Annotated in this window: 12 protein-coding genes; 7 read left to right on the top strand and 5 right to left on the bottom strand. The window is 66.9% G+C overall.

Going from position 1 to position 12496, the window contains the following annotated elements; all coding sequences use genetic code 11:
- Positions 1–113: 113 nt before the first annotated feature.
- The 5 genes from BBJ41_RS13325 to BBJ41_RS13345 form a co-directional block, all read right to left on the bottom strand.
- On the bottom strand, positions 114–884 hold the full coding sequence (locus BBJ41_RS13325) for a ferredoxin--NADP reductase (RefSeq protein ID WP_069746772.1): 771 nt from the start codon (positions 882–884) through the stop codon (positions 114–116).
- Positions 885–1111: 227 nt separating this feature from the next.
- Positions 1112–1759, bottom strand: coding sequence for a LysE family translocator (locus BBJ41_RS13330; protein ID WP_069746773.1), 648 nt, complete (start codon positions 1757–1759; stop codon positions 1112–1114).
- Between the two features lie 122 nt (positions 1760–1881).
- A complete protein-coding gene (locus tag BBJ41_RS13335; protein ID WP_034190285.1) occupies positions 1882–2697 on the bottom strand; it encodes an endonuclease/exonuclease/phosphatase family protein in 816 nt (271 codons plus the stop codon).
- A 5-nt stretch (positions 2698–2702) separates the two neighbouring features.
- Positions 2703–3191, bottom strand: a complete 489-nt coding sequence (locus tag BBJ41_RS13340) for a hypothetical protein (RefSeq protein WP_069746774.1) — start codon at positions 3189–3191, stop codon at positions 2703–2705.
- A gap of 146 nt (positions 3192–3337) precedes the next feature.
- On the bottom strand, positions 3338–4057 hold the full coding sequence (locus tag BBJ41_RS13345; protein ID WP_069747698.1) for a nitroreductase: 720 nt from the start codon (positions 4055–4057) through the stop codon (positions 3338–3340).
- A 229-nt stretch (positions 4058–4286) separates the two neighbouring features.
- Here BBJ41_RS13345 and BBJ41_RS13350 point away from each other — a divergent pair, with 229 nt between their 5' ends.
- The 7 genes from BBJ41_RS13350 (at position 4287) to BBJ41_RS13380 (ending at position 12486) form a co-directional block, all read left to right on the top strand.
- On the top strand, positions 4287–5267 hold the full coding sequence (locus tag BBJ41_RS13350; protein WP_069746775.1) for an AAA family ATPase: 981 nt from the start codon (positions 4287–4289) through the stop codon (positions 5265–5267).
- 156 nt (positions 5268–5423) lie between these two features.
- Positions 5424–6533, top strand: coding sequence for an NAD(P)/FAD-dependent oxidoreductase (locus BBJ41_RS13355; protein ID WP_069746776.1), 1110 nt, complete (start codon positions 5424–5426; stop codon positions 6531–6533).
- A gap of 159 nt (positions 6534–6692) precedes the next feature.
- Entirely contained in the window at positions 6693–7004 is a 312-nt protein-coding gene (locus BBJ41_RS13360) for a high-potential iron-sulfur protein (RefSeq protein ID WP_069746777.1), read from the top strand.
- 190 nt (positions 7005–7194) lie between these two features.
- The gene (locus tag BBJ41_RS13365; RefSeq protein ID WP_069746778.1) at positions 7195–8502 is read left to right on the top strand and encodes an MFS transporter; all 1308 of its coding nucleotides are present in this window, start codon (positions 7195–7197) and stop codon (positions 8500–8502) included.
- A gap of 306 nt (positions 8503–8808) precedes the next feature.
- Complete coding sequence (locus BBJ41_RS13370; RefSeq protein ID WP_069746779.1) at positions 8809–10437, top strand: ABC transporter substrate-binding protein; 1629 nt, start codon at positions 8809–8811, stop codon at positions 10435–10437.
- 116 nt (positions 10438–10553) lie between these two features.
- Entirely contained in the window at positions 10554–11564 is a 1011-nt protein-coding gene (locus tag BBJ41_RS13375; RefSeq protein ID WP_069746780.1) for an ABC transporter permease subunit, read from the top strand.
- 4 nt (positions 11565–11568) lie between these two features.
- Complete coding sequence (locus tag BBJ41_RS13380) at positions 11569–12486, top strand: ABC transporter permease subunit (RefSeq protein ID WP_069746781.1); 918 nt, start codon at positions 11569–11571, stop codon at positions 12484–12486.
- Positions 12487–12496: the final 10 nt, after the last annotated feature.

Here is a 12496-nt window from a genome sequence, read left to right on the forward strand (position 1 = left end):
GTAACTATTTGAGATGGGATGGTCCCAGTTTGTTACGAATTCGCCAAGTAGGGGCGAAAAAAAACCGGAGCTTTTGCTCCGGTTTCTTGATGCGGCACAAATTTCGGGGCAGATCAGTCCACGAATGCGCGCTCGATCACGTAGTGGCCCGGCGCGCTGTTCTTGCCTTCGACGAGGCCGGCCTGCTTCAGCAGGTCGGTCGTGTCCTTCAGCATCGCGGTGCTGCCGCACAGCATCACGCGGTCGTTTTCCGGCGAGAACGCCGGGACGTCGAGATCCGTGAACAGCTTGCCCGTCGCGATCAGGTCGGTGATCCGGCCTTCGTTCTCGAATTCCTCGCGCGTGACGGTCGGGTAGTAGATGAGCTTTTCCTTGATGATGTCGCCCAGGTACTCGTGGCCCGGCAGGTCGTGCTTGATGTAGTCCATGTACGCGAGCTCGCCCTTCAGGCGGCACGTGTGCGTCAGGATCACCTTGTCGAAGCGGTCGTAAATTTCCGGATCGCGGATGATCGACATGAACGGCGCGAGGCCCGTGCCGGTCGACAGCATCCACAGCGTCTTGCCCGGCAGCAGGTTGTCGGCGACGAGCGTGCCCGTCGGCTTCTTGCCGATCAGCACCGTGTCGCCCACCTTCAGGTGCTGCAGGCGCGACGTCAGCGGGCCGTTCTGAACCTTGATGCTGAAGAATTCGAGGTGCTCTTCGTAGTTCGGGCTGACGATCGAGTAGGCGCGCGCGAGCGGCTTGCCGTCGACTTCGAGGCCGACCATCGTGAATTCGCCGTTGTTGAAGCGCAGGCTCGCCTCACGGCTGCAGGTGAAGCTGAAAAGCGTGTCGGTCCAGTGATGGACGGATTGGACGGTGGCGGTGTCGTATTTGCTCATGGCTTTGAAAACGGACGCGCGTAGCGAACGCGTGTAACGGGCCCAAAAACGGGCAAAAAAACCGAGTGCGACGGCCCGATCGAGGATCGGCCGGCCGGCGCGTCGGACACGCGCCCTCTCGATGACAGACGATTGACGAACTGGTTATTTTACCCTGTTGGCGCTGATCGCGGGCTTGACCCCCGTGGTTGCGCGGATTTGGCGCAACGTATTATTTCAATCAGCTTTCAGCGATCGGCTGCGAGTTTCGCGCCGAGACCGACCAGCGCCACCCCGCACAATGCGTCGAGCGGGCGCCGCACGCGCCGGTAACCGCGCTGCGCGCGCGGGCTCGCGAACAGGTACGCGACACACGAATACCAGCCGGCCGACAGCACGCCGATCGTCACCAGCACCGCGCCGTTGAACCACAGCGGCACGTGCGCGGGCAGCATCGCCGCGAACACGCTGGTCCAGAACGCGCACGATTTCGGGTTCGTCAGGCAGGTGAACAGGCCGCTGCGGTAGGCGCGCAGGTAGTCGCGCGCGTGCGGCGCGGCCAGCGGCGCGCGTTCGTCCGGCGCGTCGGCCGGCGCCGCGTCGCGGCGCACGCCCGAGCGCAGCAGCTTGATGCCGAAATACACGAGATAGACGGCGCCGCCGATCCGGATCGTCTCGTACAGCCATTCGACCTGGTGCAGCACGGCCGCGAGGCCGAGCATCGCGAGCGTTGCCCACGCGACCGACGCGGTGCCGACGCCGAGCGCCGACGCGGCGCCCAGGCTGCGCCGCCCGGCGAGCGACAACTGCGAAATCATGAAGAAATTCGGGCCCGGGGTGATTGCCGCGATGAGATAGACGACGGCGATTTGCAGCAGGATCGGCAGGTAGGTCATGACGGCGCGCCCGGCGGCGGGCGGTGGCGGATTGGGCAAGCCGTTACTGTAGCGCGCCCCGCGCGATTGCGCTCCGGCCGAGCGGGATCGGGCCGTGGCCGGGAATCGTTACTGCTGGTCCGTTACTGCGGATCGAGGCGCAGGCGCGCGATGTACGGCAGGTGGTCCGACAGCCACGCGGCTTCGCCGGACGGTGCGCGCCATTCGAGCGGCGTCAGGCCACGCACGAACATCTTGTCGAGTGCGAGCGCCGGCGAGAACGCGGGGAACGTGCGGCCCGATTCGCCGAGCAGCGTCGCGACCTCGGACATCCCGATCTCGCCGAACAGCGCGACGGAGTCATTGCGCCAGTCGTTGAAATCGCCGGCGAGCATCAGCGGGCCGTCGCCCGCGTTGCGCACGATCCAGTGCGCGATCCAGTGCATCTGGCGCAGCCGCGCGGCGCGCGTGAGGGCGAGATGCGCGCACAGCAGCGTGACCGGCCGCGCGCCCGCGAGCGTCGCGCGCGCGACGAGCAGCCCGCGCCGCTCGAAGCGGTGCGCGGAGATGTCCCAGCGGCCGCCGAGGTCGAGCGGATGCGGCGACAGGATCGCGTTGCCGTGCCGCCAGGACGGCTTGAACACGTTCGGCCCGAGCGCGATCTGCCAGTCGAGCGCGTGCGCGATCTCGGTGGCCTGGCAGTGCCAGACGTCGTCGACCGCGTCGTCCATCTGCGCGCCGAAGCCGGGCGCGAGCACCGGGCGCGGCATGCGGCGCGCCATCGCTTCCTGCAGGAAATACACGTCGGCGTGCGTCGACTGCATCCAGTTGCGCATCGCGTTCCACGCGGTGAAGCCGAGCGGCGAGCGGCCCTTGTGCAGGTTCCAGCTGACCGCGGTGATTTCGTCGGGCGCGGCGTGCGGTTCGGCGAACGGCAGGGACAGGGCGTCGGCGGACATGACGCTCAGTCCTTCGCGACGTGCGCGCGCACGCGGTAGACGAGATGCGGGTGCTGCTCGACGAGCGTCCAGTCGGTCCAGGCGTCGCTGCCGACCGCGAGACCGGGGTGGCTCGCGACGATTTGCCGCGGCGATGCCGGCACGCACGGATCGCTGCGCGTCGCGTTTTCGTCGTCGAGCGTTTCCTGCACGTCGAGCGCGAGCGACACCGTGTTCGCGTTTGCGTCGACCGCGAGCGGCGCGACCGTCACCGCGCGCGAGCGCTCGGTCGGCACGACGCGCGCGTCGTTGCCGCAGCCGACCGGCACGGCGGACGGATAGCGATGGGTATCGGTGCGGGTCTGCCCCACGGTGGTGCGCTGCTGGAACGTGTCGATCGTCTGACCGTCGCGCACCACCTGGATCTCCCACGCGACGGAGGCCGGCGCGGGGCTCTGCGCATGGGCGGCGAGCGTGATGCTCGCGAGCAGGACGGCCAGGCCGTGTTTCAGCATGAAACGTCTCCGGAAACGCGCGATAGCGGGGAACGGACGCACATCTTACGCCCGATCGATTTCGATCGTGATGTGACAGGGCGTGCCGCGACAGGTTCGCAGCACGATGGGGTCCTGTTCGAAAGGTAGGGCCGCGTCACGCGTTTTCAAGCGAAAAAGCGCGCGAACTCGGCGACGGGCGCGCGCTCGGTGACGAGGCGGTTTTCGATCGCGTCGGGGTCCGCATGGCCGAGCGACATGCCGCATACGAACTGCTCGTTGGCGGGAATGCCGAGGTGTTCGGCGACGATCCGGTGAAACGGCACGAACGCGGCCTGCGGGCAGGTATCGAGCCCGCGTGCGCGGGCGGCCGTCATCACGCCCTGCAGGAACATCCCGCAATCGAGCCACGCGCCGTGCGTCATCACGCGGTCGAGCGTGAAGAACAGCGCCACGGGCGCATCGAAGAAGCGGAAGTTGCGCGCGTGTTGCGCGTGCATGCGCGCCTTCTCGTCACGACCGATGTTCAACAGCCCGTAGAGGTCCCAGCCGACCTTGCGGCGCCGGTCGATATACGGCGACACCCATTCGCGCGGGTAGTAGTCGTACTCGGCGACGTATTTTTCGTCGCGCGCGGGATCGTCGTGGGCCGCGGTGAGCGCGGTGGCGAGCGCATCGCGCGTGGCGCCCGTCGCGACGTACACGCGCCACGGCTGGATGTTGGTGCCCGACGGCGCGCGGCTCGCGGCTTCGAGGATCGCCTCCAGCGTGTCGCGCGGCACGGGTGTCGGCAGGAACGCGCGGACCGCGCGGCGCGACGTGAGCGCAGCATCGACGGCGTGGATCGCATCGGTGTCGATGCGCGGGGAGGCGGCGGGAACGGACATCGGCATACCTTCGGGGCGGCGCGCGAAGCGCCGCGCGGGCGCCGTCGGCGAGGCCGGCGCGGCGGGTGGGTGAACCGACGATCATACGCCGGCGCGCGCGGGCATGCAGCGCGCCCCGGTGTTAGCAGCACACTCGCTCGGCTGCTTGCTTGCGCGGGGATGCGGGATCGCTACACTGAAATCGTAAGGGTCTGATGGTCGTGTGAAGGCAAGCGGCAGCGAGGTTGGTATGACGACGGCGATGGTGAAGCAGGAACTGGCGGTGGCGTCCTTCAGCACGGTGTACGACCTCGAGCAGGTCGAGACGGCGCTGAGCGACCTGAACGAGAGCGCGAGCGACGCACTGCGCGCAACCTACGAGAGGATGCTCAAGACGGGCAATCTGCGCTTTTGCGTGAAACCGAACCGGATGCCGTCGTTCGACGCGCTCGGCGAAGCGTTGCCCAATTTCACCGAGCCGCTCGACGACGTGCGCAAGCAGGTCGCGCTGTGTCTCGAAACGGACGACCGGCTCGAACTGATGCCGATCCTGCTGCTCGGGCCGCCCGGGATCGGCAAGACGCATTTCGCGAAGGCGCTCGCGCAACTGCTCGGCACCGCGTACCACTACGTGCCGATGAGTTCGCTGACGGCCGGCTGGATCCTGTCGGGCGCATCGTCGCAATGGAAGAACGCGAAGCCCGGCAAGGTGTTCGACGCGCTCGTGAACGGCAGCTACGCGAACCCGGTGATCGCGGTCGACGAAATCGACAAGGCCGGCAGCGATGCGCAATACGATCCGCTCGGCGCGCTGTACGCGTTGCTCGAGCACGACACCGCGCGCGCGTTCGTCGACGAATTCGCGGAAGTGCCGATCGATGCGGGCAACGTGATCTGGGTCGCGACCGCGAACGAAGCGCAGGCGATTCCGGAACCGCTGCTCAACCGGATGAACGTGTACGAGATCGCACCGCCCGATGCGGCCGGCGCGCGCCGGATCGCGCAGACGATCTACGACGAAATCCGCACGTCGCACGCATGGGGGCGGCGCTTCCCCGACACGCTCGGCGACGACGCGCTCGACGTGCTCGTCGCGACGCCGCCGCGCACGATGCGCCGCGCGCTGCTGCACGCATTCGGCGCCGCGCGGCTCGACGGCCGCGACGCGATCGGCCCGGGCGACATCCGCGCGGACGAAGGGGCCGCGAAACGCAGGCCGATCGGCTTCTGAACCGGCGGCGGCGCGCGCACGGCGGCATCGTGCGCGCGCCGCGTCGTGTGCCGCGTCATGCGTCGCACCGTCGCGATACACATGCGTTCGGCAGGCGGGTGAACCGGGACGTACAATCCCTTCTCTCCCCTCGACGCGTTAATGGCGCGAAAAGTCATGGAGCAGACGGATTGTGTGGTGATCGGCGCGGGTGTCGTCGGTCTTGCGATTGCGCGCGAGCTGGCCGCGCGCGGGCGGGAAACGCTCGTGCTCGAGGCCGCCGATGCGATCGGCACGGGCACCAGCTCGCGCAACAGCGAAGTGATCCACGCCGGGCTCTACTATCCGCGCGGATCGCTGAAGGCGATGTCGTGCGTGCACGGGCGCGACCTGCTGTATGACTTCTGCGAAACCCATCACGTGCCGCACCGGCGGGCCGGCAAGCTGCTCGTCGCGACGAGCGCCGCGCAGGTGAAGCAGTTGAAGGCGATCGCCGCGCGCGCGGCCGAAAACGGCGTGCTCGACCTGCTGCCGCTCACGCGCGCCGAGGCGCAGACGCTCGAGCCCGCGCTCGAATGTGTCGAAGCGCTGTTCTCGCCATCCACCGGCATCGTCGACAGCCACCAGCTGATGCTCGCGCTGCTCGGCGCCGCGGAACGCGACGGCGCCGTGTGTGCGCTGAAATCCCCGGTCGAATCGATCGACGTGCTGCGCGGCGGGCGCTTCGTCGTGCGCACGGGCGGCGACGCGCCCGCCGAGATCGAGGCTGCCTGCGTGATCAACAGCGCGGGGCTCGGCGCGCAGGCGCTCGCGCGCCGCACGCGCGGGCTCGATCCGCGCTGGGTGCCGCCGCTTTATCTCGCGCGCGGCAATTACTTCAGCCTGTCGGGTCGCGCGCCGTTTTCGCATCTCGTCTACCCGATGCCCGATCGCGCGGGGCTCGGCGTGCACCTGACGCTCGACCTTGCCGGGCAAGCGCGCTTCGGCCCGGACGTCGAGTGGTGCGATTCGCTGCGCTACGAAGTCGATCCGGCGCGCGCGAACGCGTTCTACGCGTCGATCCGCGCGTTCTGGCCGGGCCTGCCCGACGACGCGCTGCAGCCGGCGTACGCGGGCATCCGGCCGAAGGTCGCGGGGCCCGGCGAGCCGCCGGCCGACTTCATCGTGCAGGGCGCCGCGCAGCATGGCGTGCGCGGGCTCGTGAACCTGTTCGGCATCGAATCGCCGGGGCTCACCGCGTCGCTTGCGCTCGCGCAGCGCGTCGGCGACATGGCCGCTTACCGCTGACGCGGCCCGCGCGGACTGCACGTGCTGGCCGTGTGCCGGCCGTGTGAAATTCCTTATCTCCGGCATTTCGACGCGCACATTTATTCGCTTGAGCGGTATTCTGTCGAACGGCTGTCGCCAGAACAGCTTTCATATCGATAACGTTGGAGCGAGTCCCCCATGAAAACATCCCGTCGGAGTTTCCTGATTTCGAGCGTTGGCGTCGTGTCCGCGCTGGCGCTGTCGCGTGAAGCGCTGGCCGATGCGCCGATGCTGCCGGAAACCGATCCGACCGCAGTGGCGCTCGGCTACAAGGCCGATGCCACGAAGGTCGACAAGACGAAGTATCCGAAATACGCAGCAGGCCAGGATTGCGCGGCCTGCATGCTGTACCAGGGCAAGAAGGGTTCGGCTTCGGGCCCGTGCGGCGCCTTCCCCGGCAAGCAGGTGTCGGCGAAGGGCTGGTGCAGCGCCTTCTCGAAGATGGGTTGAGTCCCGTGCGGCATCCTGCGATGCCGCATTGTGGCGAAAACCGCAAAACGCCTGCCATCGTTCGATGGCGGGCGTTTTTTATTGCTTGAAAACGGTTCCGTCGCTTTCTACACTCGCTGCAAACCAGCGCGCCGCGGCCTGCCGCGCGCCGCACCGCCCGACACGTCGGATTCACGAGGATGAGGCACGCATGGCGACGATTGCGAATTCAACGAAAACGATCAGGCCCGAGCGCGCGCTGAACCGGCGCGCGGTCGCCGCCGCCGTGATCGGCAATGCGCTCGAGTGGTACGACTTCACCGTGTTCAGCTTCATGACGGTCGTGATCGCCGAGCTGTTCTTCCCGACTTCCAGCGAATACTCGTCGCTGCTCCTGACCACCGCGACGTTCGGCGTCGCGTTCTTCATGCGGCCGATCGGCGGCATCGTGCTCGGCCTGTACGCGGACCGCGCCGGCCGCAAGGCCGCGCTGTCGCTCGTGATCCTGCTGATGACGGGCGGCATCTTCCTGCTCGCGGTCGCGCCGCCCTATGCGGCGATCGGCATCGGCGGCCCGATCCTGATCGTGCTGGGCCGGCTGCTGCAGGGCTTCTCCGCGGGCGGCGAATTCGGCAGCGCGACGGCGCTGCTGATCGAGGCCGCGCCGTTCTCGAAACGCGGTTTCTACGGCAGCTGGCAGATGGCGAGCCAGGCAGCGGCGCTGCTGATCGGCGCGCTCGTCGGCGCGGCCGTCACGCGCGGGCTGTCGCACGACGCGCTGCACAGCTGGGGCTGGCGCGTGCCGTTCATCCTCGGGCTCGTGATCGGCCCGATCGGTTTCTACATCCGCCGCCATCTCGCCGATTCCGAAGCGTTCCTGCATGCGCAGCAAAGCTCGCGACGCGCGACGCTCGGCGACGTGTTCACGCGCCACTCGCGCGAGGTGCTGTGCGGGCTCGGCTCGGTGATCGCGCTGACGGTGACGATCTACGTGCTGATCAGCTATCTGCCGACCTTCGCGGTGAAGCAGCTGAAGCTGTCGTACGCGGAATCGTTCTACGCGGTGATCGTCGGCAACCTGCTGCTCATGGTGCTGTCGCCGGTCGCGGGCGCATGGTCGGACCGCATCGGCCGCAAGGGGCTGTCGCTGTGGTCGCTCGTGCTGACGCTCGCGCTGATGTATCCGCTGTTCGTGTGGCTCGACGCGGCGCCGAGCATCGGGCGGCTGATCGCGGTGCAGGCCGTGCTGTCGGTGACGCTCGCCGGCTATTACGGGCCGTTCGGCGCGATGATCGCCGAGCTGTTCCCGGCCAACGTGCGCTCGACCGGGCTGTCGATCGCCTACAACGTCGCGGTGATGGTGTTCGGCGGCTTCGGGCAGTTCATCGTCACGTGGCTGATCAAGGTCACGGGGACGCCGCTTGCGCCAACCTACTACGTGATGGCCGGGCTCGCGCTGTCGATCGTCGCGGTGGCGTTCGTGCCCGCGCGCAGCGCCGACCTCGACGCGCCAGCGTGATGCCGGGTTAACGGATCGTTTCGCAAAACGCAATGATGTGCGGCCGGATGCGCGAAATGGCGCGCCGAACCTTCGCGTTCGCGCCCGAATTGTTTAGTCTTCGAACGAAACTTGCGCGAGATGAACGGAATTGTCGCTCGCGCGCGTTGTCGCATTTTTCAATCGGGCACGACATCCGCAAAAACCCGCGCGGGCCTGTCTCGAAGAGTTTTTTCTCCAGCTTGTTGCAGCATCGTCAGCTCAAGTAATATCCGCGTACGCCGGCCCCTGGCGGGTCCGGTTCCGATCTGGAGACCTGGAGGAAACATGGAATACAACCGTCTGTTGCACACCCTGCGTGTTACCGCCATTGCAGGCGTGGCAGCGGCATCGCTCGGCGTCGCGGGCTCTGCATTCGCACAGATCCCGAACAAAACGCTCGTCTACTGCTCAGAAGGCAGCCCGGCGGGTTTTGATTCCGCGCAATTTACGACCGGCGTCGATTTCACCGCCGCCACGTTCACCGTCTACAACCGCCTCGTCGAATTCGAGCGCGGCGGCACGAAGGTCGAGCCGGGCCTCGCCGAGAAGTGGGACGTGTCGCCGGACGGCAAGGTGTACACCTTCCACCTGCGCCACGGCGTGAAGTTCCACACCACCGACTTCTTCAAGCCGACGCGCGAATTCAACGCGGACGACGTGCTGTTCACGTTCCAGCGCATGCTCGACCCGAACCAGGCCTTCCGCAAGGCGTACCCGGTGTCGTTTCCGTACTTCACGGACATGGGCCTGGACAAGCTGATCACGAAGGTCGAGAAGGTCGATCCGTACACCGTGAAGTTCACGCTGGCCGAGCCGAACGCGCCGTTCATCCAGAACATGGCGATGGAATTCGCGTCGATCCTGTCGGCCGAATACGGCGACCAGCTGATGAAGGCCGGCAAGGCCGCCGACATCAACCAGAAGCCGGTCGGCACGGGCCCGTTCATCTTCCGCAGCTACACGAAGGACGCGACGATCCGTTTCGACGGCAATCCTGATTACTGGAAGAAGGGCGAAGTGAAGATCTCGAAGCTGATCTTCTCGATCACGCCCGACCCGGGCGTGCGCGTGCAGAAGATCAAGCGCAACGAGTGCCAGGTGATGAGCTATCCGCGTCCGGCCGACATCGCGACGCTGAAGGCCGAATCCGACATCGCGATGCCGTCGCAGCCGGGCTTCAACCTCGGCTACCTCGCGTACAACGTCGAGCACAAGCCGGTCGACAAGCTCGAAGTGCGTCAGGCGCTCGACATGGCGATCAACAAGAAGGCGATCCTCGAATCCGTCTACCAGGGTGCGGGCCAGGCTGCTACTGCACCGATGCCGCCGACCCAATGGTCGTACGACAAGAACCTGAAGATGGCCGCCTACGACACCGCGAAGGCGAAGGCGCTGCTCGCGAAGGCCGGCTATGCGAACGGTTTCGAGATCACGCTGTGGGCGATGCCCGTGCAGCGCGCGTACAACCCGAACGCCCGCCTGATGGCCGAGATGATCCAGGCCGACTGGGCGAAGATCGGCGTGAAGGCGAAGATCGTCACGTACGAGTGGGGCGAGTACATCAAGCGCGCGCACACGGGTGAGCAGGACACGATGCTGATCGGCTGGACGGGCGACAACGGCGACCCCGACAACTGGCTCGGCACGCTGCTCGGCTGCGAAGCGATCAAGGGCAACAACTTCTCGCACTGGTGCTACAAGCCGTTCGACGAGTTGGTCCAGAAGGGCCGCACGACGACCGGCCAGGACGCGCGCACGAAGCTCTACATGCAGGCCCAGCAGGTCTTCGCGCAGCAACTGCCGTTCTCGCCGATCGCGAACTCGACGGTCTACCAGCCGACGCGCAAGAACGTGGTCGACATGCGCATCGAGCCGCTCGGCTACGCACGCTTCGACGGTGTCGGCGTGAAGTAATACGACCGGCGTAAGCTGTCTACGAAGACCGAAACCGGTAACTCATCCGGCGGCGGGAGGCCACGAGCTTCCCGTCGCCGGTCGCACATTTCCCACAAGAAATTACGAGACGCATCATGTTCACATTCGTGTTGCGCCGCGTGGGCATGGTGATCCCGACTTTCATCGGCATCACCATCCTGGCGTTTGCGCTGATTCACCTGATACCGGGCGACCCCATCGAAGTGATGATGGGCGAGCGCGGTGTCGATCCCGCCATGCACGCGGAGGCGATGAAACGCCTCGGGCTCGACCAGCCGCTGCCCGTGCAGTATCTCCACTACATCGGCCGTGCGCTGCACGGCGATCTCGGCACGTCGATCATCACCAACACGAGCGTCGGCGGCGAGTTCTTCGCGCGCTTCCCGGCGACCGTCGAGCTGTCGCTGTGCGCGCTCGTGTTCGCGCTCGCGGTCGGGCTGCCGGCCGGCGTGATCGCCGCGCTGCGGCGCGGCTCGGTCGTCGATCACGGCGTGATGGGCACCGCGCTCACCGGTTACTCGATGCCGATCTTCTGGTGGGGGCTGATCCTCATCATGGTGTTTTCGTCATACCTCGGCTGGACGCCCGTGTCGGGGCGCATCGCCGTCGAATACGACTTCCCGCACCCGACGGGCTTCATGCTGATCGACGCGCTGCTCGCGCCGGACGAAGGCTCGTTCAAGTCGGCGGTCAGCCACCTGATCCTGCCCGCGATCGTGCTCGGCACGATCCCGCTCGCGGTGATCGCGCGGATGACGCGCTCGTCGATGCTCGAAGTGCTGCGCGAGGACTACATCCGCACCGCGCGTGCGAAGGGGTTGTCGCCGGCGCGCGTGGTCGTCGTGCACGCGCTGCGCAACGCGCTGATCCCGGTCGTCACCGTGATCGGCCTGCAGATCGGCACGCTGCTCGCCGGCGCCGTGCTGACCGAGACGCTCTTTTCGTGGCCCGGTGTCGGCAAGTGGCTGATCGATGCGATCGGACGCCGCGACTATCCGGTCGTCCAGGGCGGCATCCTGCTGATCGCGACGCTCGTGATCGTCGTGAACCTGGTCGTCGACCTGCTGTACGGCGTGCTGAATCCGCGCATCCGCCACACGAGGTAATTCCATGAGCAATCTGCAAAACACCCTGCCGAGCGAATCCGCGCCGGCCGGCGGCCGTGCGCTCGCGCTGCGCGAGTTCTGGGCCAACTTCTCGCGCAACCGCGGCGCCGTCGGCGCCGGCATCGTCGTGATCACGCTGATCCTGATCGCGCTGCTCGCGCCGCTGATCGCGCCGCACAGCCCGGTCGAGCAATATCGCGACTACGTGAAGATCCCGCCCGCGTGGCTCGCCGGCGGCAACTGGAAATTCATCCTCGGCACCGACGAAGCCGGCCGCGACATTCTTTCGCGCCTGATGTTCGGCGCGCGGATGTCGTTCTGGATCGGCTTCGTGTCGGTCGTGCTTGCGCTGATCCCCGGCATCGTGCTCGGGCTCGTCGCCGCGTTCTTCCAGAAGTGGGCCGACACGCCCGTGATGCGCATCATGGACGTGCTGCTCGCGCTGCCGTCGCTGCTGCTCGCGGTCGCGGTCGTCGCGATCATCGGCCCGGGCCTCACCAACACGATGTTCGCGATCGCGATCGTCGCGCTGCCGGCCTATGTGCGCCTCACGCGCGCCTCGGCGCTCGGCGAGCTGCAGAAGGAATACGTGACGGCGTCGCGCGTGGCCGGTGCCGGCACGCTGCGCCTGATGTTCTCGCAGGTGTTGCCCAACTGCACGGCGCCGCTGATCGTGCAGGCGACGCTCGGCTTCTCGTCGGCGATCCTCGACGCGGCCGCGCTCGGCTTCCTCGGCCTCGGCGTGCAACCGCCGACCGCCGAGTGGGGCGCGATGCTCGCGTCCGCGCGCGACTACATCGACAACGCGTGGTGGATCGTGACGATGCCCGGGCTGTCGATCCTGATTTCGGTGCTCGCGATCAACCTGCTCGGCGACGGGCTGCGCGACGCGCTCGATCCCAAACTGAAACGGATGGCGTGAGATGAAACAA

The sequence above is a fragment of the Burkholderia stabilis genome (assembly GCF_001742165.1).
GTDB classification, from domain to species: Bacteria; Pseudomonadota; Gammaproteobacteria; order Burkholderiales; family Burkholderiaceae; genus Burkholderia; species Burkholderia stabilis.

Coding starts and splice junctions, on each gene's coding strand:
- BBJ41_RS13350 (WP_069746775.1), top strand. CDS start 4,287: ATGACGACGGCGATGGTGAAGCAGGAACTGGCGGTGGCGTCCTTCAGC.
- BBJ41_RS13335 (WP_034190285.1), bottom strand. CDS start 2,697: ATGTCCGCCGACGCCCTGTCCCTGCCGTTCGCCGAACCGCACGCCGCG.
- BBJ41_RS13365 (WP_069746778.1), top strand. CDS start 7,195: ATGGCGACGATTGCGAATTCAACGAAAACGATCAGGCCCGAGCGCGCG.
- BBJ41_RS13360 (WP_069746777.1), top strand. CDS start 6,693: ATGAAAACATCCCGTCGGAGTTTCCTGATTTCGAGCGTTGGCGTCGTG.
- BBJ41_RS13330 (WP_069746773.1), bottom strand. CDS start 1,759: ATGACCTACCTGCCGATCCTGCTGCAAATCGCCGTCGTCTATCTCATC.
- BBJ41_RS13345 (WP_069747698.1), bottom strand. CDS start 4,057: ATGTCCGTTCCCGCCGCCTCCCCGCGCATCGACACCGATGCGATCCAC.
- BBJ41_RS13325 (WP_069746772.1), bottom strand. CDS start 884: ATGAGCAAATACGACACCGCCACCGTCCAATCCGTCCATCACTGGACC.
- BBJ41_RS13375 (WP_069746780.1), top strand. CDS start 10,554: ATGTTCACATTCGTGTTGCGCCGCGTGGGCATGGTGATCCCGACTTTC.
- BBJ41_RS13370 (WP_069746779.1), top strand. CDS start 8,809: ATGGAATACAACCGTCTGTTGCACACCCTGCGTGTTACCGCCATTGCA.
- BBJ41_RS13380 (WP_069746781.1), top strand. CDS start 11,569: ATGAGCAATCTGCAAAACACCCTGCCGAGCGAATCCGCGCCGGCCGGC.
- BBJ41_RS13340 (WP_069746774.1), bottom strand. CDS start 3,191: ATGCTGAAACACGGCCTGGCCGTCCTGCTCGCGAGCATCACGCTCGCC.
- BBJ41_RS13355 (WP_069746776.1), top strand. CDS start 5,424: ATGGAGCAGACGGATTGTGTGGTGATCGGCGCGGGTGTCGTCGGTCTT.